Here is a 19727-nt window from a genome sequence, read left to right on the forward strand (position 1 = left end):
ACTCACTTTTTACTCACATCAATAGCTGCCCACCCGCACGCGCAACACCACAGGCATCTCGCCCGCCGCATCCACGCGGCCGAGATTGAGGCCGTAGTCGGTCTGGTCGCCGTTGAGCTGTTTTTCCATCTGCCAGCGCCCATCGACATACTGCCCTTGCTCCACGCGCAGCAACTGTACACGACGGGTATCGGCCGCATCGCGGAAAAATTCAATGCGTGCAGCCATGCCGGTAACCAAAAATTCCTCCGGCCCCAGTTGGGTCACAAGCAGCCGGCCGGCGTGGTCGTCGTTGCCGGGCACAATCGCCGGGGCATCGCCCCAGAGCGGAGGCCCGAAGGAGATCTTGGCCTGCCAATCGCCGAAGCGCAGCGTGCGTTGCGGCGCACCGGGTTGCTCGGCCACCGCCTGCAGCCGGCCGTCGAAGGCGGCCTGGGCGATGATGCGCTGCATCGGCCCCAGCAGCTTGAAGTTGGCCGCATGCGCCGCCACCGCGACACGGTTGGCCTCGCTATCGGGATTGCCGTCGATGCCAAATACCGAAAAACCTACCCCACCCTGCCCCAGCACATGGAATAGATATGGCGCGGTCGCCGCTTCGAAGCCGGTTTCCGATACCCATGCAGGATTGTCCGGCCGCGCGTACTGACCGATGACCTTGGTGTATTCGTTGTAATCGTTGGTGTAGATGTCGGTGCCGATAAAGTCGATCGATGGCGTGGCCGCGCGCCACAGCGCGAACATGTTGACCGTCGCACCGCCGGACGGATAATCCAGCCCCGGAGAGCGCTTGCCCTTGTAGCGCAGCCAGGTGTTGACGTAGAGCGGCAACGGATACGCGTGCTTGCCGGCGGCGGCCACCTATTCGATATATGCGGCGGTCGCATTCGCATTGAAGGCTTCGGCGGCCTCGGCCCCGAACAGTTGCTGCCAGCTGCCCTGCGGTTTGCCTAGCGCGCGTGCGATCTTGGCAGGCACCGTTTGCGCGAACGCCGCCTCGCCTGCCGGGCCGTAGTCGCGCACTGTGCCAATCGCACCGGGCTCGTTTTCCACCTGCACCAGAATCACCGTGTGGCGGTCGCCATCGATCTTGCGCAAGTGCTGCATCAACGCAGTGAACGCACGTACATCAGCCTGCACGTTGGCGGCAACATGCCGGGACAGCACATCCACCAGCTCGCCATTGGCATCGCGCATCCGCCGATAGGTCGCCTCGTCGCGCTTGATCCACTCCGGCACGTAATGCATCTGGCCGTTTTTCCAGCTGCCGAACCACAGCAACGCAACGCGCAAGCCTCGCTTGCGTGCGCCGGCAATCAATGCATCCACATTGGTGGTATCAAAACGCCCAGGCGCCGGTTCGAACCGCTCCCAATACACCGGCGCTTCAACGGTATTGGCATGCAGCGCGACCACTTCATCCAGTGAGTTGGGCAACACCGCCGGCCAGGCGTTGGAGTTGTGCAGCTGCGCTGCCAGCACAGTGTACGGCGCGCCATCGACGATCACCGCATGGCGACCATCCTGGGTAATGAAACGCGGCAGTTCTTCTGCAGTGGCTTGCATCGGCAAACCGCTTGCCAGCATCGCCAGCGACCACGCCAGAAATGCGAGACGCCTGCGATGTTGCGCCATAGCCAGAAAAAACAAACGCATTATCGCGCCTCCGAAGGCAGGGAATTCCAATGCGGTGTGGGTTCGTTGCGCAGATGGCGCACAAAAAAATCGTACTGACGGCGCTGCACATAGTCGATCGGCCCGCTGGACCGGCCCACCGAATGCTCGCCACCGGGCACGTTGAGCAGGTCGAAGTCCTTGCCGCTCTTGATCAACGCATCGACCACCTGCGCGGTGGAGGCCGGGTCGACATTGCTGTCCTGCTCGCCGACGATAAGCAGCAGATCGCCCCGCAGCCTGGGCGCATTGACAACGCCCGAGGCGTCCGCATAACCGGCATCCACCGGCCAGCCCATCCACTGCTCGTTCCAGCTGATCTTGTCCATGCGGTTGTCGTAGCAACCGGCGTAGGCAACGCCCACTTTGTAGAACTCCGGATGGCGTTCGAGCGCGCCCAGCGTGCTCTGCCCACCGGCCGAGGCGCCGTAGATGCCGACCCGACCGATATCGTAGGACGCATCCTTGGAGGCCAACGCGCGATGCCAGGCGATACGATCTGCAAAGCCGGAATCGCCCAGGTTTTTCCACGCGACGTCATGAAACGCCTTGGAGCGATTGGCGGTGCCCATGCCATCGATCATCACCACAATGAAACCAAGATCGGCCTGCGCCTGCATGCCGATCTGCTTGTCGCCACCGGAGTGATAGCCGAACGGCCAGAACGTCTTCGGCACAAACGCATCGTGCGGCCCGGCGTAGATGTTTTCGATCACCGGATATTTTTTGCGCGAATCGTAATCGCGCGGGCGCACCACCATGCCCCAGATGTCGGTGCGTCCATCGCGGCCCTTGGCCACGAAAGTCTCCGGCGCCCGCCAGCCTGCCGCTTGCAACTTGTCGATGCTGCCCTGTTCTGTTCGCTGCAGCAATCGCCCATCGATGGCATGCAGCTCCATCACCGGCGGCAGATCCGGGCGCGAATACGTGTCGACGTAATGCCGCCCATCGTCAGCAATGGCGACATCGTGATCGGCATCGGTGTGGGTCAGCCGGGTCAGCTGGCGGCTTTCGAAATCCACGCTGTAAAGCTGCCGGTAATACGGATCCTTGCCCGCATCCATCCCACTGGCGGTGAACCAGATGCGCCGCTGCGCATCGTCAACACGCAACACATCGCGCACGATCCACGCACCGCGGGTGATCTGCCGTTTGACCTTGCCGGTGCGGCCGTCGAACAGATACAGATGCCGCCAACCATCGCGTTCGGAGATCCATAGCACCTCGTCGCCGCGCCCATCGACATCGTGGCGAAAGCTGCGGTCGGCATACACAAAGGTGCGTGCATCCTCGCCCACTGCGACATGCGCGCGAGCGCTCCGCGCGTCCACCGCAATCACGCGCATGCGCTGAAAACCACGCTGCACATAGTCGAACGTCACACTGCGGCCATCGCTGCGCCACTGCAACGGCGACAACGAATACGCGTTGGCGAACAAGGTGCTATCCACGTCGCGGCGCTCGCCATCCACGTCGAACAGCACGGGCCGCTCCACATCCACCGCATCGCCTGGCTTGGGATACAGCTGGGCGTGCACTATCGGTTGACCGCCTCCGTCAGGCGCAGCCTCCACGCGGGTGACACGACGGGCAAGCCCAGGACGCACGCGATACACCGCCAACCGCTGCGAATCCGGCGACCAGGCGACCAGGCGATGCTCTCCGGGTCGAAGTAATCGTATGCACGACCATCGTTGCTGAGCCGGGTCACCTGACCATCGGATACACGCCGCAGAATCAGGTTCCATCCATCGGCGAGCGTTTCCCAGCGTCCGTCGGGCGAGCGAGGCGATGTATTGTCGGCTGGCATGTCTGGGTCGCGCACCACACCGAACCCGCGTGGCCGTGGGCCTGCATCATCGCGCGCGCAGCGGTAGGTCGGCAGCGTGCAGCGCCAGGCATCCTCGCCCAGCTCGAAACGGATCGCCCCGTTGCGACGCTCGCCCTCTTGCGCATAGCTGAAGCGCTCGAATGGCAGCCGCAAGGCGGTGTAGGTTTTCCCGGTTGCCTTACTCAAGCCCAGCGCCACGCGCGCCTGATCGAACGCCGGTTGTTTTTGCAGTGTTGCCACATCTTCGCTGACGAAGGCGAACCCGCCCGGCACCGTCTTGCGGTAATAGAACGTGCTGTCGTCACGCCATTGCGCCGGCCACGCCAGGTTCTCGGTCAGGGTGATCCACTGCTCGCGCAGACCAAGCGAGCGCTGATAATCGGCCACGCTTGGCGCGGCCTGCGTGGTCGTCGACACCAACGCGCTGCACGCCGCCAAACCCTGTAACCAGAGCAAGACCAATGCGCCGCGGCGCACATCATTGGCCATCGTCCTCCTCCAATGCCAGCTCATCGCTGCGCAAACCACTACGCGCGCCCCAGTGGTAAATGAAGAACGCAATCACCGCCACGCTCAGCGTGTCAAACGGATGCGCGATCCAGCCACGACCGCCGAACGTACCGACCCACGACACCGCCATCACCAGCACGAAGAACACGATCAACCACAACGATGCGCGCACCTGACGCAGCAAGCGCGCCCGCCCGTCGCGCGAGGGCAAGCGATACAGCACATACAGCGAGAATGCGACCACTTGCAAACCGAGCAACCACGACAAGGTGGGCCAGGTGGACCAGTACACAATCAACGCGGCCACCATGAACGACAACGGCCCCAGCAGCGCGAAGCCACGCACGCGAAATGGCCGCGGCAACTCTGGCGCGCTACGGCGCAACGCCGCCACCGTTACCGGCGCCACCGCATAGCTCAGCACCAGTGCAGCCGATACCACGCCGATCAAGGTCTCCCACGACGGGAACGGCAGCGTCCAGAAGATCGACAGACCCAGGCTCAACCACAGCGCCGGACGCGGAATGCCCGACTGCGGGTCCACTCGCGTCAACACCGGCAAAAACCCGCCGCTACGCGCCCAGCCATAGACCACGCGCGGGGTGGCATTCATGTAGATATTGCCGGTGCCGCTAGGCGACACCATCGCATCGCAGATCACCAATGCGGCCAGCCACGCCATGCCCAGGGCCAGCGCGATGTCGTGATACGGCAACGCAAATGCCTTGTCGATGCCGCTCCAACCCGGCGCCAACTGCGCGGCGGGAATCGTGCCCAGAAACGCCAACTGCAGCAGCACGTAGATCACCGTGGACAACGCTACAGACAGGATCAACGCAATCGGAATATTGCGCTGCGGGTCGCGCACTTCGCTAGCCACCGACACGATCGGCGTCAGCCCCAGGTAGGCAAAAATGATGCCGCCGGCCGAGATCGCCGCTTCCACCCCGGCCATGCCAGAGGGTGCGAGCCCGTGCACTGTGAGATTGCCTGGATTGAAGTGCTTCATCAGCAGCACGATCACCAGGATCGGCACCAGAAACTTGAAGATGCTGACGATATTGTTGGCCAGCGCAAAGGTCTTGACGCTGAAATAATTGAGCAGGAAAAACAGCATCAACAGTGCAAGCTGCACCAGCCAGCCCCACACGCTGGGGCGGGTGCCGCCGGCCTGGTCGAGCAACGGAAACCAGGCCGCCGCATATTGCCGCGCAGCTTCCACTTCGATCGCAATCAGGCTGGAAAACGCGATCAATGTGATGAAGCCGGTCAACGTGCCGAGCAACGCGCCGTGCGAATACTCCGGGTAGCGCACCACTCCGCCGGCACGCGGCAATGCCGCGCCGAGTTCGCAATACACCAGGCCCAGCAGCAGTACCGCAATGCCGCCAAGAATCCACGACGCGATGCCGGCCGGCCCGGCAATCGAAGACACATGGCTGGCCGAAAACAACCAGCCCGAACCGAAGATCGACCCCAGCCCGATAAAGGTCAGGTCGGTCAGGCTGAGCCGTTTGCGGAACTTGCCTTGCATGGTCGCACCCTGTGTGGTCATTCATCGCCCCGAAGCATGAAAGTGCGGTTTCTACTGCGAAAATGGCGTGCGTGGATCAGTCGCTGGCAGGGGCATTGGCATCTGCCGATGCATCTGCAGCATTGTCGTGCGGATAGGGCGACACGCCACCGTCAGCGATGAAGCGGTCGATGCGCGCTTGCAGCACCGGCAACGGCACCGAGCCGGTCTGCAGCACCGCATCGTGGAAATTGCGCAGATCGAATTTTTCGCCCAACGCAGCTTCGGCCTTGCGGCGCAGCTCCAGAATCTTAAGTTCGCCCAGGTAATACGACAAGGCCTGCCCCGGCCAGGCGATATAGCGATCCACCTCGGTGGTGACTTCGTGCTCGCTCAGGGCGGTGTTGTCGCGCAGATACGCAATCGCCTGCTCGCGCGTCCAGCCCTTGTGGTGGATGCCGGTGTCGATCACCAGGCGGCAGGCGCGCCACATCTGGTAGGTCAGATAACCGAAGCGGTCGTAGGGCGTGTCGTACATGCCCATTTCCTGGCCCAGATACTCCGAATACAACGCCCAGCCTTCTCCATACGCGGAGATGAAACCGTAGCGACGAAACTCCGGCAGCCCTTGCGCTTCTGCCGCCAGCGGCATCTGCAGCGCGTGGCCGGGCGAGGACTCGTGCAGCGTCAGCGCGGTCAGGTTGTACAGCGGCCGCGATGGCAGGTTGTAGGTGTTGACCAGATAGATACCAGGGCCGCCGCGGCCACCGGTGTAAAACGGCGCCAACTCCGGCGGCACCGGTTCGATCGCAAAACGGCGCCGCGGCAGACGGCCGATATAATCGCCTACTTTGGCATCCACACGCTTGGCGATCCATGCGGCCTGCTTGAGCAATTCCTCAGGCGTTTTGGCATAGAACTGCGGATCGGTGCGCAGAAAATGCAGAAACGCCGGAAATACCGCTTGCCCGGCCGGGGGCTTGAAGTCGCTGGCGACGATGGTCTGGTCCATCTGCGCGCGCAACTTGGCCACTTCCTGCAAGCCGATCTGGTGTATCTGCTCCGGGCCCAGATCCAGCGTGGTGAACTCGCGGATCTGCGCGCGGTAATAGGCCTGCCCATCCGGCAAAGCTTCGCCAGCCAGCGTGGTACGCGCGCGAGGTTGGTACTGGTTGCGGATAAAGTCGAGCAATCCGGCGTAGGCCGGCAGCACCTGCGCATCGATCGTCTTGACTGCTTGCTGCCGCAGTTGCGCCTGTACATCGGCCGGCAATGTCGCCGGCATCTGCTTGAACGGTGCATAGAATGGATTGGCCTGACCCTTGGCCTGCACGACATCGGCGATGGACTGGTCGCGTCCAGTGAGCGTCACCCTGGGCTGGCTGAAACCGCGCGCCAGACCGGCCCGCATATTGTCCGTGTGCTCGGCGAAATAACGCGGGATATCGGCCAGCATTTTCAGATAGCGCAGATAATCGTCGCGCGTGCGCAACTTGGCCTCGGCGCTGAAGCCCATATCGCTCCAGAACGACGAGTCGCTATTGAACGGCATTTCCCAGGCTCGAAAATGCTGCTGGTCCAGCAACACCAGCAACTGCTGCCGATACACCTGATAGCTCACCCGATCTTCGGCCGACAACTGCGCCTGCCCAATCGCATCCAGTTCCTTCAAAGCCTGTTGCCAATACGCAGTGCGCAGATTTTGCGTGGCAACGTCGACCTTGGGCAGATGGTCGGACTGACTGCCCTGCGTGGCCTGATTGTCTTCATCCACCGCGCCGGACAGCTGTGCCTGTCGCCAGCGCCATTCGCGTGTGTAAAGCGCCTTGAAATGTGCCGCTGCGGTATTGTGCGTGGCCGCAGCGGGCTCGGTCGCCTGCGCGTGCACGGCAACGCCGCTCAGGCTGGCTGCAATCGATAGACTCAGTGCGCTGGCGCGTAACACGGCATTTGCGCTCATCCGCTTGCTCCCGGAGTAACCTTGGCCTGCGCGATCCACTGCCTTACGCGCTGCTGCAGCATCGCCAGCGGCATGGCGCCGCCGCCAAGTACAGCATCGTGGAACGCGCGCACATCAAAACGATCGCCGAGCTCTTTTTCGGCTTCTGCGCGCAGCGCAAGGATCTGCAGCTGACCCAGCTTGTAACCCAGCGCCTGGCCTGGCCAGACGATATAGCGATCGGTTTCGGACTGGATGCTGGGTTCGTCATCGGACGGATGGGCGTGGAAAAAATCCACCATCTGCTGGCGATTCCAATGCTTGTAGTGCACGCCTGTATCGAGCACCAGCCGATTGGCACGCAACAACTCGCCGGACAGCCGGCCGTAGTCGTTGTAAGGGTCCTTGAAGAAGCCGATCTCCTTGCCCAACCGCTCGGCGTACAACGCCCAGCCTTCGATATAGGCGTTGTAACCTGCCTGCTGGCGGAACGGCGGCAACGGCAAGGTTTGCGCCAGCGAGATCTGCAGGTGATGGCCCGGCACCCCTTCGTGATACGCGGTGGTTTCGATATTGATCAGCGTGCGACTGGCGAAGTCGCTGGTATTGACTTTTACGATCGCAGGCTTAGTGCTTTCCGGATTGCTTTGCCAGTACTCGGCACCGGGCGCGGTACGCCGGAATGCCGGCATTGCCTGCACGTCCAGCGGGGTCTTCGGCAAGTGGCCGAACAACTTCGGCAGCTCCGGTTCCATCGCCGCGATGTACTGCCGGTACTGCTGCAGAATCTGCTCGCCAGAGGTAGCGAAATGGCGTTTGTCGGTCTCCACTGCCTTGCGCAAGCTGGCCAGATCGGCGAAGCCCTGCGCCTTGGCGATCACCGTCATCTCGCCTTCGATGCGCGCGACTTCCTTCAAGCCGATCTGATGGATGTCCTCCGCCGCCATGTCGGTCGTGGTCTGGGTATGGATGGCGTAGCGATAGCGGCGCTCGCCATCGGGCAGCGACCACACACCTTCCTGCGCACGACCTTGCGCGGCGTATTCATCGCGCACGAATGCAGCTAATTTTCCGTAGGCCGGTCGCACCTGCCGGTCGATAGCAACCAGCAGTTGCTTGCGCAGCGCATCGCGCTGATCAGCCGGCACGGCGGCATCGAATTTTTTCAGCGGCGAAGCGAACGGGCTCTGCTCGCCGGTTAACGCGGCAATCTTGTCGATCTGCTCGGGCAGGCGCTCCAGCAGATAACGCGGCTGCACCAGCCCATCCCTGGCGCCCTGACGCGACACCGCGATGACCTGATCGATCACCGTCGGGATCGTCTGCAGGCGCTTGATGTAATCCTGATAGTCCTTGGCGTTTTCGAATGGAAATGCATCGCCGTAGCCGGCCAACGCCAACTGGATGCCGCCGATCGGCTCCAGCGGCATCGCATAGGTCTTCAGCTCGATGCCTTCCAGCTTGTCGCGCAACTGGCCAAGCATCATCTGCAGGCTGAGCTGACGTTGCTCGTCCAGCGCCTTGGCATCCACCGCTTCGAATTGCTTGAGCAGCTCGGCGGTGGCGGTGCGTTCTGCCTGCACGGCGTGGAGCGAATAATCGCTCCAACGGTCGTTGTAACGCTTGTCGCCGATGATGCTGGCGAACTCCGGGTTGTGCTGCAGCTGGTACTGCCATTGTTTGTTCAGCAGTGCATCGAAGGTTTTGGCGGCCTGTTCGCCGGTCGGCGCAGAGGTCGCTGCAGCCGCTGCCTCCGGTGCGGGCGGCGCCGGCTTGCAAGCAGTAAACAACGCGACCGAAAGCAGACCGATGGCGACAGGACGCAGATGTTTCATGCATTCACTCCAGGAGAAACGGTGCGCCGGCAGCGCTCGATGCAAGGCGGTCGCAGGAGCGCGCTCCTGCAGATGCGTGCGCCAGTCCAGGCTCATGCAAACGGTTGATCGATCGCCACCGACGGCGGCGTAAACCACTGCGCGCCCGCGTCGGTGACATAAAAATGGTCTTCCAGCCGCACACCGAATTGCCCCGGCACCACGATCATCGGTTCGTTGCTGGCGCACATGCCCGGCTGCAGCGGCAGCGCGTTGCCGCGCACCAAATACGGCGCTTCGTGGATCGCCAAGCCGCAACCGTGGCCGGTGCGATGCGGCAATCCCGGCACGCGATAGCCCGGGCCGAGTCCGGCCGCTTCAAGCACGGTGCGTGCAGCCTGGTCCACTGCTTCGCACGCCACGCCCGGGCGTATCGCCGCGAACGCTGCCGCTTGCGCTGCCTGTTCCAGCTCCCAGATGCGCCGTTGCGCGTCGTTGGGCGTGCCATAACTCCAGGTGCGGGTGATGTCGGAATGATAACCCTGCACGGTGCAGCCGGTGTCGATCAGCACCAGTTCGCCTTCGCGCAGCTGCTGCACGCCGGGAATGCCGTGCGGGAATGCGGTGGCATGGCCGAACTGCACGATGCAGAAGGTCGAGCCGTTATCCGCACCCAACGCGCGATGCGCCTGGTCGATAAAGCGCACCAGCTGATCTGTGCCGATGCCTTCCTGCGCGATGGCGGCGGCCAGGCGCTGCACTCGCAAGGTCATGTCGCAGGCCTGCTGCATCAGCGCCAGCTCGGCGGGCGACTTGCACATGCGGCAGCCATCGATGATCGATCCTGCATCGCGAATTGCTCTCCCCAGATGCGCGCGCAAGCCGGTGTGCACCGCGAAGGCGATGCCCGGATCCAGAGCCAACGCATGCGCATGACGTTCGTCCATGGACTGTACGACCAGCGCATACGGGTCGTCGTGTTCTTCCCACAAATACTTGGTCGCCGGGATTTTCAGCACCGCATCCAGCGAGCCTTCTTCGAATGCAGGGCAGATCAGCACCGGGTCGCCATGCAACGTCAGCAGCAGCGCGACCAGACGCTCGCTCGCGCCCCACGGCACGCCGGTGAAATAGCGCAGCGACGTGCCGGCGCCGATCAACAATGCATCCACGCCATGGGACATCATCAAGCTGCGTGCGCGTTCGATGCGTCGTTGGTACTCGTCGGTGGCGATCAGCGCGGCGCGTTGCGTCCATGGCGTCAATTGAGCGCGCGCCTGCTCCAGCGACAGCCCGCCGATCTGGCTGCTCATGTGCCTGCTCCAAGATCGGCCGTGCTCCATTGCCCATCGACCAGACGTGCGATGCCACCCGGATTGCGCTGGCGCAATTCGGCCGGCAGCAGCGCGTCCGGCACCGCGTCGTAGCTATGCAATGCAGCGAAGCGACGAATGGAGCCCGGCATGCCTACCGCGGTGAAGCCCGGATGCCCGGTGCTGGGGAACGGCCCCCCATGATTCTGCGCCGCGCTCACTGCCACGCCGGTCGGCATCTTGCTGTTGATCAAACGCCCGACGCGTGCGCGCAGCACCGGTGCGATGGCTTGCCAGGCCGCATCGTCGCTGCCATCGGACGCACGATACAAGGTGCCGGTGAGATTGCCTTCGAACGCGGCGGCAACCTGCTCCATCTGCGCAAGGTCGCGCGCACGCACCAGCAGGCTCACAGGGCCGAAGGCCTCGGTCTGCAGCGCATGCGGGTTGGCGATAAACGCCTGCGCATCCACGCTCAACAAGGTCGGCGCATAGCGATGACTCTCCTGGCCGGTGTGCCCGCCGGCCAGCAAGACTGCGCCGGCGGCACGCAAGCTCGCCACCCCTTGCTGCACGCCGGCTACACCCGCGGCCGAAAACAGCACCATCGGCATGGCCGCGTCGAAGTGCGCCGTGGTCGCTGCGACAAACGCATCGCCCGCTTCACCATGCGGCACCACCACCACACCGGGATTGGTGCAGAACTGCCCGCTGCCCAAGGTGCACGACGCAAAGAATTCCTGCGCCAACGCCGCGCCGCGTTCGGCCAACGCGCCCGGCAACAGGAACACCGGATTGACGCTGGACAGCTCGGCGTAGAACGGCACGCCGGCCGCATCGGCCGCCGCCTTCAACGCAAGTCCGCCCCCACGGCTGCCGGTAAACCCGATCGCACCTAGCCGCGCATCGCCCGCCAATCGCAGGCCGATGGCGTTATCGAAGTGATACAGCAACTGCACTGCCGCACCCGGCAGGCCGGCTGCGAGCAGTGCCTGATGCGCGAGCTGCGCCATGCGCTGGCTGGTGGCCGGATGCAGTGGATGCGCCTTGGCGATCACCGGATTGCGTGCGCCGATTGCCGAAGCGAAATCGCTGCCGGCAATCGCGTTGAAGGCGAACGGAAAATTGTTCGGGCCGAACACCACTACCGGCTTGCCCAGCGGCGCCAGATGCGATCGCAGATCCGCGGCGGTGTCGATGATGGGTTGTGTCCAGCTGTAGTTGCGCACCGCCTGTGCGGCCTGGCGCAACTGCCCGCTGGTGCGTGGCAGTTCGTTGCCGCGCAGGCGTGTGGGCGCCGGCAACGCGGTTTCGGCATGCGCCAACGCCACCAGCGTATCGGCGTCGGCATCCAGCGCGTCGGCATAGGCAGCCAGGAATGCCGCGATCTGCTCGACCGGCGCTGCAGCCAGTTCCGCGGCCACCGCGTGCGCTGCCGCAACCGCGGTCTCGATATCATCCGCACCGCTGACCGGGAATAAAGGCCCGATCGCCTCGCCAGTAGTCGGGTCGGCGGCGCGGAAGCTGCCGGTTGCAGCGCGACTGGGTTGCCACTGGCCGGCCAGCAGGACGGGTTGGATCGTGTCGTTCATTGCGGCACCTTCAGTTGCATGGAGCCAGACCCTGCGCACTGTGCAGCAGCGGCCGACCAAAAAGCCGATGAGACTGTGGCGGTGACTGCGACATTCTCATCGATCAACATAGCGCGACACGCGCGATGACGACGCGTATCGCTAATCCACACCGTTTGCTCACCTGCGAGCACACGGAGCGGTGTCGTTGTCACCGCGTTATTACACCTTCGGCGCGGTGGCGATGGCGTGGTCGATAACCTTCAACGCAGCCTCGCGCTCGGCACCGTCGACCACCAGCCGCGGCGCACGTACGCGCTCGCTGCCCAGGCCCACTTTCTGCTGCACCAGTTTGATCAACTGCACGAACTTGGGCACGGTATCCAGGCGCAGCAACGGCAGGAACCAGTCGTACAGTTCCTTGGCGGCCGGGTAACCGCCATCGCGGGCGAGTTCGAACAAGCGCACCGATTCGTTGGGATAGGCATTGACCAGGCCGGCGATCCAACCCTTGGCGCCCATGCTCAGGCCTTCGACGATGGCATCGTCCATGCCGACGAGCAACGCCAAGCGATCGCCGAGCAATTCCTGCAGCGCGGCGAAGCGGCGTACATCGCCGGAAGATTCTTTAACTGCCTGCAGATTGGGGAATTCGGCTGCCAGCTCGGCGATCTGCGACGGGCCGAAATCGGTCTTGTAGGCCACCGGGTTGTTGTACAGGATCACCGGCAGATCGGTCGCCGCGATCACCGCGCGTACATGTGCGCCCATCTCGCGCCAGTCGGTGGAATATACGTATGGCGGCAACACCATCAAGCCGCCGCAGCCGATGTTTTTGGCCGCCTTCGCCAGCGCCACCGCTTCGCCCGTGGCCAGGCTGGCGATGCCCGGCACCACAGGCACGCGGCCGTTCAATGCGGTGACCAACGTACGCAGGATCGCCAACTTGTCTTCGAGGCTCAACGTCGCCGCCTCGCCCAGCGAGCCCAGCGGCACGATCGCGGTGCAACCGGCATCCACCAGCGCATTGGCATGCTTGGCTAGGAAGTCGTGGTCGATCTCGCCAGAGGCGGTGAACGGGGTGGTGATGGCCGGCAACACGCCGTGCCAGAACGCAGCAATATTCATGGATGATTCCCTTGCGAGTCGGAAGTGAACGAGTCGGCCAGCGCCGCGAGGCGGACCGGGAACAACGGCGGTCGGCGGCCGGCGTCGGTGGAAAGATCGGGCGGGCAACGGCCCAGTTCGGCCAACGCCGTGACGCAGATGCGGCCCTGGCAGGCGCCCATGCCGCAGCGCGAAGCGAGCTTGGCGTCGCGTGCATCGCTGAAGCTGTCCAACGCTCCCAGCGGCACGTCTTCGCAGCGGCAGATCAGCGTGTCCGGCTGCGCCAAAGTGCGGATGCGAGGATGCAATGCGAATTGCTGCTGCAGTAATTCGGCAAAGGCGCGCGCGGCGCGACGACGCGGCTGCAGGCGCAGCGCCGCGTCGGATGCATCGGCGGCCATATGCCCGGCCATCGCACCTTCGATCAGCGCGCAATCGCGTCCGCCGATACCGCAGACTTCGCCAGCGGCATACACCTGCGTCACGCTGGTGCGCAGCAGCGTATCCACGTGGACCCGTTGATGCGCGCCGCACGCTTCCAGCCGACAACCCAGCAATTGCGCAAGCTCGGTGTTCGGCACCAGGCCATAGCCCACGGCCAGCTGATCGCAGGCGATACGCGTGCTGCCAGTGGGCCCTTCGATCGCGACTTCGCGCAGTTGTGTGTCGCCGTGTGCGGCGACCACCACGTTGCCGGCGCGATATGCAACGGCACGCAACTGCACACGCAGCGTCATTGCTTGGGCCGCCTTGCCCGGCCAGCGCCACAACTGCAGCGCGAACTGCCGCAATGCGGCAGCGCAGGTTTGTTCGTAGATGCCGAGCACCCGCGCGCCATGCCGCTGCAAGGTGACCGCGCTGGCCAGCAACAACGGTCCACTACCGGCAACCACCACGCGCTTGCCGGCCAGCGGCCAACCCTGCTTGGTCAGTGCCTGCGCGGCGCCTGCACCGGTGACGCCGGGCAAGGTCCAGCCGGGAAATGGCAGCAGCAGTTCGCGCGCACCGGTGGCCAGCACCAACGCGGCGTAATGCAGTTGCAGCGTGCCGTCCGGGCCATCGGCCAATAGCCAGCCCGGTTGCGCCAGCAGAATCTGCGTGCGCGTCAGCAGCGTGATCGACGCATTGCCCGACACCTGCCGCAACAACGCGCGCGCATCCGCTGGCGCACCGTGCCGCACATCGTTGCGCCACACCTGCCCGCCGGCACGCGGCTGCATGTCCACCACGCCGACGCGCACGCCATGAGTGGCCGCCGCCCGCGCCGCGGCCAAGCCGGCCGGGCCAGCACCGATCACCAACACATCGAAATGCTGCACGCGCTCAGCCATCGGTGCATACCTGCATGCCATCGCGCGCATCCACCATGCACGCGCGTTGCTGGCCGATGCCATCGATACGCACCCGGCATTCAAAACACACGCCCATGCCGCACAACGGCGCGCGTGGCTGGCCACTGCAAGACTGCCGAAAGTGCAGCGTGGCCTGTGCCACCGCAGCGGCCACGCTGGCGCCGGCCGGCACTTGGACCGGCTGCGCATTTACATGCAGACGCACGGTCGCGCTCATGCGGCCGCGCCGTGCGCTGCACGCGCCGGCGCGTACGGGGATGGGTCGATGGCAGGAGTGCGCCCGAGCAGGCTGTCCACAATCACTCGTGCGCTCCCCAGTGCCGTGGTGACACCTACCCCCTCGTGACCGGCGGCCACCCACACATCGCGCCGGCCGGGCACCGCCCCAAGATAAGGGCGCCCGTCCGGTGTCGCCGGCCGCAAACCGGTCCAGACCCGGATCGCCTGCAACTCGCGCAGCACCGGCAAATATGCGAATGCCCGCTGCAACATCTGTTGCAGCACGGGCATCGACAGCGCGCGATCTTGCTCGCCGAACTGGCGCGACGAGCCGATCAGAATCTGACCGGTCGGCCGCGGCTGCACATTGAAGGCCACGCTGGTGTCGTCGGCGCCATGCGCCGAATCGGCGTATCCCAGCTCCAGCAGCTGATGGCGGATCAACCCCGGGTGGCGATCGGTGATGACCAGATGGCCCTTGCGCGGGCGCAAAGCCAGCTCGGGAAGCAACTGCGGCAAGGCAACGCCGCTGGCGACCAACACCGGTCCGGCCAGCACCTGACCATCGTCCAGACGCACCCCGTGCGCCTGCAATTGCTCCACGCGGCGGCCGGCAAACAGTTGTGCGCCCGCCTTGCAGGCCAGCCTCACCAGATGCCGTGCCACCCGTGGCGGGTACACCACTGCTTCATCGGGCACGCGCATGCCGCCGGCCAGACCAGGCACCAACTGCGGTTCCAGCGCATATAACTGCGTCGCATCGATCGCTTCGGCATGCAGATCGGCCGCCGCCAGCCGCGCAATCTTGGCCGGCACCACCACCAGTTCGCGTGCATCGCGGGCCACCCACAGCGTGCCGCAGCGGCTGAACTCGGCCTCGCTCAGTTGCGCAAAACGCTCCCACAGCCGCAGCGAGTACGCCGACAACGCCAGCTCGGCCGGGTCGTCGTCCATTGCCACCAGGTGCCCCATCGCCGCAGCGGTGGAGCCGCCGCCGATCGGCCCCGGCTCGACGATCGCCACGCGCAGTCCTTCGCCAGCCGCAGCCTCGGCACAGGCCGCTCCGACAATGCCGGCACCCACCACAATCAAGTCGTAGCTGCGTCGGGTGGACGCAACCGACGGCGTAGCATCGGCAGCCGGCATCCTGCCAACCTCCTCAAATCTTGGCCGCAGTGCATCCATCAGGCCACGATGCCCCATGCGAACGGGTCGGCCGGGTCGATGAGCAATTGCGAGCGCGCGGTGATGTAGGCATGCCCACTGATACGCGGCGCAATGCCAAGCGCGCTTGCGCGATAACTGCCTTCGAACGCGCTGCCAACAATGCCTTGCTGCACCCAACGCTCACCTTCGGCCAACTTGCCATCGGCGGCCAGGCAGGCCAGCTTGGCGCTGGTACCGGTGCCGCACGGCGAGCGGTCGTAAGCCAACCCAGGACAGAGCACGAAATTGCGTGCCACGCCGCTGCCATCGGGCGCGGCGCCGTTGACTTCGATATGGTCGATCTCGCAGCCGGCCGGCCCGGTGATGCCGGCCGTTTCCAGCGCTAGCCGGATCGCTTCGGTGTAAGCAGTCAACTCGCGCTGATGCGCCAGATCGAGCGCGCACGGCGCCTGTTCGGTGATGAAAAACCAGTTACCGCCCCAGGCCACGTCGCCGCGTACCCGACCGTGACCGGGCACGTCCACTTCCATGCCGGCCGCAAAGCGATAGCTTTCGACATTATCGACCGACACCGTGCCGTCTTCGGCCAGCTCCACGCCCACCGTGCCGACCGGCGTTTCGATGATGTGCTGGCCGGGCGCGATGCGCCCCAGCTCGGCCAAGGTGCGCACCACACCGATCGTGCCGTGCCCGCACATGCCCAGGTAGCCGACGTTATTGAAGAAAATCACTCCGGCGCAGGCGCTGAGGTCGCGCGGCGGCAGCAGCAAGGCGCCGACCATGGTGTCCGAGCCGCGCGGTTCGCAGGCGATCGCGCTGCGCCACTGGTCGAATTGGCTGCGAAACCGTTCGCGGCGCTGCGCCAGATCGCCATCGCCCAGATCGGGAAAGCCGGAGAGGACCACGCGAGTAGGTTCGCCGGCCGTGTGGGAGTCGATGACGTCGATGGTGTACATGGCTCATGCTCCCACTGCCAGCCCACAGGCGACTAGCGTCCAATGCGGAGTCAAAATGCGGAAATCCGCACAATCGCCGACCCCAAGCACCGCCCCGCGTTTGCGCTAGGATCATCGCTGGGCCGCACCTTCGTGCAGCCGTCAAATCGTGACCGCCACCATGACGCCGATGGACCTCAACCTTCCCGCGCTGGAAATGCAGACGCTGTTCGATGCACTGCCGGACGTGGTGTTCTTCATCAAGGATGGCCAGGGCCGCTACACCCATTGCAACCTGACCCTGGTGCGCCGGCTGGGACGCAAGCTGCGCAGCGAGATCATCGGCCGTTCGCCGCTGGAAGTCTTCCCGTTGCCGCTTGGCGGCGGCTACATGATGCAGGACCGCCGCGTACTGTGTGGCGAGCTCATCGACAACCAACTCGAAGTGCATCTGTATCCCAATCGCCTGCCCGGTTGGTGTCTGACCTTCAAGCGCCCGTTGTGCGAGGCCGACGAGGTGATCGGCGTGGTCGGCATCTCGCGCGATCTAGGCCAACCCGACAGCCGTCACTCGGCGTACGAACGCCTGAGCCAGGTGATGGACCACATGCAGGCCAACTTCGGCGACAACCTGCGCGTGCAGCGCCTGGCCGACTTGGCCGGTTTGTCGGTGGCGCAGCTGGAGCGGCACTTCCGCCGGGTGTTCCAGGTGACCCCGCAGCAACTGCTGACCAAGCTGCGCATCGAATCGGCGATGCGGCTGCTGTACGGCGACGACAGCATCGCTAGCGTCGGGCAACGCTGTGGCTTTGCCGACCAGAGCGCATTCGCTCGCCAGTTCAAAGCCACGGTCGGCATGACCCCTCGCGATTACCGCGCGCTCAAAGGCCGGTTGTAAGCATGCAAGCAGGCGTCGACACATCGCTTGCGCAAATGCTGAATTCGGCAGGATGTATGGCGACCTGGCGATGCCGTTTACGTTGCCCAGGCAGCGACACTGCGGCACACCAGATGTTGCCCCGGATTCAGGCTGCGCTGAAGGTCGGGTCAAGGCGGCGCAGGGGTCCGAATGGTAGAATTTCGGGTTTCCCCTACTGCGTTGCCAATGGCCAGCTTTTTCCGCCGCAACAAGCCAACCACGCCCGACAGCTCGCGTACTTCGCGCTACAGCCTGGAAGAACTGGCAGCCGCATTCCCCACCGCTCCGTCTGCCGCCACGCCGGCATCGCCGGGCGAGGCAATGCCGACTGCCGAGCGCAGCACGACACAGACGCCGGCGCCGGTTGCGACGCCTGCACCTGCTGTACCCGCACGCACTGAACCTGTTACGCCGGCATCGGCAGTAACGACTCCTGCCGCGGCACCGGCCCAACAGCTTGCGCAGGACATCGCCGCGCGCACCGCCGAGGCGCAGAGCATCGCAGCCGTACCGACGGCATCCGCGCCGCCGGCAACGCCCGCGCATTCCGCTTTGCAGGCGCCGTCCGATCCGATTCCGTCTAGCGCGCCGAACGGCCCCGCATCGATTGTGGTGCCACCGGTTGTTGTGCAACCGCAGACCACGCTGGTGCCGCCTGCCGCTGCGCCTGTGCGCTCTGTGCCGCCGTCGCAGAGCGCCGCTCCTTGGGTCGCTGCACCATCGGTCTCGGCACCGCCGGTCGCCGCTTCGCCCGTCGCAACACCTGTGCCTACAGCTACACCGGTTGCCGCAACCCCGGCCGTCACTCCCTCTGTGGTGACCGAACCAGCCATCGTCACCGCCCCGACGGCGGCGCAGGACAGCGACAGCATCGTCGGCCAGCGCGACACCCTACCGGCCGCGCCGGCCGGCAAGCCGGGTTGGCGCGAGCGTCTGCGCAACAGCACCTTCGCGCGTAGTTTCGGTGGGCTGTTCTCGCGCAACCCCAAGCTTGACGACGATTTGCTCGACGAGATCGAGACCGCGCTGATCACCGCCGACGTCGGCATCGGCGCTACCACTGCGTTGGTGGAAGGCCTGCGCAAGCGCATGAATTCGCGCGAGTTCGTCGACGCGCAGGCGATGTTCAAGGCACTGCGCGCCGACCTGATCGCGCTGCTGCAGCCGGTCTCAAAGCCGTTGATCATCGACCGCTCGGCCAAGCCATTCGTGGTGCTCACTGTCGGCGTCAACGGCGTCGGCAAGACCACCACCATCGGCAAGCTCGCCAAACGCTTCAAGGACGAAGGCAACAGCCTGATGCTGGCCGCCGGCGACACCTTCCGCGCTGCTGCAGTCGCGCAATTGCAAGCCTGGGGCGATCGCAACGGGGTAGCCGTGATCGCGCAAGGACAGAACGCCGATGCCGCATCTGTCGCGTTCGACGCACTGCAGGCCGCCAAGGCACGCGGCACCGATGTGCTGATTGCCGATACTGCCGGCCGCCTGCACACCCAGACCGGCCTGATGAACGAGCTCGGCAAGATCCGCCGCGTACTCGGCAAGATCGACGCCGCTGCCCCCCACGAAGTGTTGATGGTCATCGATGGCACCACCGGCCAGAACGCCATCTCGCAGCTGCGTCAGTTCCATACCGCGGTCGGCGTCAGCGGCCTGGTCGTGACCAAGCTCGATGGCACCGCCAAAGGCGGCGTGGTGTTTGCATTGGCACGCGAGTTCAACATTCCGATCCGCTTCGCAGGCATTGGCGAGCGCCCGGAAGATCTGCGCGTGTTCGATCCAGTGGCCTTCGTCGATGCGTTGTTGCCGCAAGCATTGGGCAGCTGATCGGCAAGCGCCTGCCGTCGTCATGACCTCCACCGC

At 64.6% G+C, this 19727-nt stretch carries 12 protein-coding genes and 2 pseudogenes; 2 read left to right on the plus strand and 12 right to left on the minus strand.

All coding sequences use genetic code 11. The annotated features are described in order from the left end of the window. Positions 1 to 18: 18 nt before the first annotated feature. The 12 genes and pseudogenes from J5I97_RS11755 to J5I97_RS11810 all read right to left on the minus strand — a co-directional run bounded on the left by J5I97_RS11755 (position 19) and on the right by J5I97_RS11810 (position 16966). Positions 19 to 1656 (minus strand): annotated as a pseudogene (locus J5I97_RS11755) (DUF5597 domain-containing protein). After that, positions 1656 to 3994 (minus strand): annotated as a pseudogene (locus tag J5I97_RS11760) (DPP IV N-terminal domain-containing protein). The pseudogenes J5I97_RS11755 and J5I97_RS11760 overlap by 1 nt, the downstream one beginning before the upstream one ends. Beyond that, entirely contained in the window at positions 3984 to 5570 is a 1587-nt protein-coding gene (locus tag J5I97_RS11765; protein ID WP_208586693.1) for an APC family permease, read from the minus strand. The pseudogene J5I97_RS11760 and the gene J5I97_RS11765 overlap by 11 nt, the downstream one beginning before the upstream one ends. A gap of 55 nt (positions 5571 to 5625) precedes the next feature. After that, on the minus strand, positions 5626 to 7488 hold the full coding sequence (locus tag J5I97_RS11770; RefSeq protein ID WP_208586695.1) for a DUF885 domain-containing protein: 1863 nt from the start codon (positions 7486 to 7488) through the stop codon (positions 5626 to 5628). After that, on the minus strand, positions 7485 to 9302 hold the full coding sequence (locus J5I97_RS11775; RefSeq protein ID WP_208586697.1) for a DUF885 domain-containing protein: 1818 nt from the start codon (positions 9300 to 9302) through the stop codon (positions 7485 to 7487). The genes J5I97_RS11770 and J5I97_RS11775 overlap by 4 nt, the downstream gene beginning before the upstream one ends. A 92-nt stretch (positions 9303 to 9394) precedes the next feature. Then, on the minus strand, positions 9395 to 10594 hold the full coding sequence (locus J5I97_RS11780) for a M24 family metallopeptidase (protein WP_208586699.1): 1200 nt from the start codon (positions 10592 to 10594) through the stop codon (positions 9395 to 9397). Then, positions 10591 to 12186, minus strand: a complete 1596-nt coding sequence (locus tag J5I97_RS11785) for an aldehyde dehydrogenase family protein (RefSeq protein ID WP_208586701.1) — start codon at positions 12184 to 12186, stop codon at positions 10591 to 10593. The genes J5I97_RS11780 and J5I97_RS11785 overlap by 4 nt, the downstream gene beginning before the upstream one ends. A gap of 201 nt (positions 12187 to 12387) precedes the next feature. Then, a complete protein-coding gene (locus tag J5I97_RS11790) occupies positions 12388 to 13293 on the minus strand; it encodes a dihydrodipicolinate synthase family protein (RefSeq protein ID WP_208586702.1) in 906 nt (301 codons plus the stop codon). After that, positions 13290 to 14603 carry an FAD-dependent oxidoreductase gene (locus tag J5I97_RS11795; protein WP_238135515.1) on the minus strand — a complete coding sequence of 438 codons (1314 nt, stop codon included), beginning with the start codon at positions 14601 to 14603 and terminating at the stop codon, positions 13290 to 13292. The genes J5I97_RS11790 and J5I97_RS11795 overlap by 4 nt, the downstream gene beginning before the upstream one ends. Further along, positions 14596 to 14841, minus strand: a complete 246-nt coding sequence (locus tag J5I97_RS11800) for a 2Fe-2S iron-sulfur cluster-binding protein (protein ID WP_208586706.1) — start codon at positions 14839 to 14841, stop codon at positions 14596 to 14598. Before J5I97_RS11800 ends, J5I97_RS11795 begins: the two co-directional genes overlap by 8 nt. After that, positions 14838 to 15989: an NAD(P)/FAD-dependent oxidoreductase gene (locus J5I97_RS11805; protein WP_208586708.1), complete on the minus strand. Its 1152-nt coding sequence runs from the start codon at positions 15987 to 15989 to the stop codon at positions 14838 to 14840. The genes J5I97_RS11800 and J5I97_RS11805 overlap by 4 nt, the downstream gene beginning before the upstream one ends. Before the next feature lie 38 nt (positions 15990 to 16027). Further along, positions 16028 to 16966: a proline racemase family protein gene (locus J5I97_RS11810; RefSeq protein ID WP_208586709.1), complete on the minus strand. Its 939-nt coding sequence runs from the start codon at positions 16964 to 16966 to the stop codon at positions 16028 to 16030. Positions 16967 to 17126: 160 nt separating this feature from the next. Between J5I97_RS11810 and J5I97_RS11815 the strand changes: the two genes are divergently transcribed. Continuing rightward, a complete protein-coding gene (locus J5I97_RS11815) occupies positions 17127 to 17843 on the plus strand; it encodes an AraC family transcriptional regulator (protein WP_208591718.1) in 717 nt (238 codons plus the stop codon). A gap of 207 nt (positions 17844 to 18050) precedes the next feature. After that, the gene (gene ftsY / locus J5I97_RS11820; RefSeq protein WP_208586710.1) at positions 18051 to 19691 is read left to right on the plus strand and encodes a signal recognition particle-docking protein FtsY; all 1641 of its coding nucleotides are present in this window, start codon (positions 18051 to 18053) and stop codon (positions 19689 to 19691) included. Positions 19692 to 19727 lie beyond the last annotated feature (36 nt).

The sequence above is a fragment of the Xanthomonas fragariae genome, assembly GCF_017603965.1.
Lineage (GTDB): Bacteria > Pseudomonadota > Gammaproteobacteria > Xanthomonadales > Xanthomonadaceae > Xanthomonas > Xanthomonas fragariae_A.

Bases quoted from the DNA above. Each gene is read 5' to 3' on its own strand.
- J5I97_RS11765 (WP_208586693.1), bottom strand. From the start codon at position 5,570: ATGACCACACAGGGTGCGACCATGCAAGGCAAGTTCCGCAAACGGCTC.
- J5I97_RS11770 (WP_208586695.1), bottom strand. From the start codon at position 7,488: ATGAGCGCAAATGCCGTGTTACGCGCCAGCGCACTGAGTCTATCGATT.
- J5I97_RS11775 (WP_208586697.1), bottom strand. From the start codon at position 9,302: ATGAAACATCTGCGTCCTGTCGCCATCGGTCTGCTTTCGGTCGCGTTG.
- J5I97_RS11780 (WP_208586699.1), bottom strand. From the start codon at position 10,594: ATGAGCAGCCAGATCGGCGGGCTGTCGCTGGAGCAGGCGCGCGCTCAA.
- J5I97_RS11785 (WP_208586701.1), bottom strand. From the start codon at position 12,186: ATGAACGACACGATCCAACCCGTCCTGCTGGCCGGCCAGTGGCAACCC.
- J5I97_RS11790 (WP_208586702.1), bottom strand. From the start codon at position 13,293: ATGAATATTGCTGCGTTCTGGCACGGCGTGTTGCCGGCCATCACCACC.
- J5I97_RS11795 (WP_238135515.1), bottom strand. From the start codon at position 14,603: ATGGCTGAGCGCGTGCAGCATTTCGATGTGTTGGTGATCGGTGCTGGC.
- J5I97_RS11800 (WP_208586706.1), bottom strand. From the start codon at position 14,841: ATGAGCGCGACCGTGCGTCTGCATGTAAATGCGCAGCCGGTCCAAGTG.
- J5I97_RS11805 (WP_208586708.1), bottom strand. From the start codon at position 15,989: ATGCCGGCTGCCGATGCTACGCCGTCGGTTGCGTCCACCCGACGCAGC.
- J5I97_RS11810 (WP_208586709.1), bottom strand. From the start codon at position 16,966: ATGTACACCATCGACGTCATCGACTCCCACACGGCCGGCGAACCTACT.
- J5I97_RS11815 (WP_208591718.1), top strand. From the start codon at position 17,127: ATGACGCCGATGGACCTCAACCTTCCCGCGCTGGAAATGCAGACGCTG.
- ftsY (WP_208586710.1), top strand. From the start codon at position 18,051: ATGGCCAGCTTTTTCCGCCGCAACAAGCCAACCACGCCCGACAGCTCG.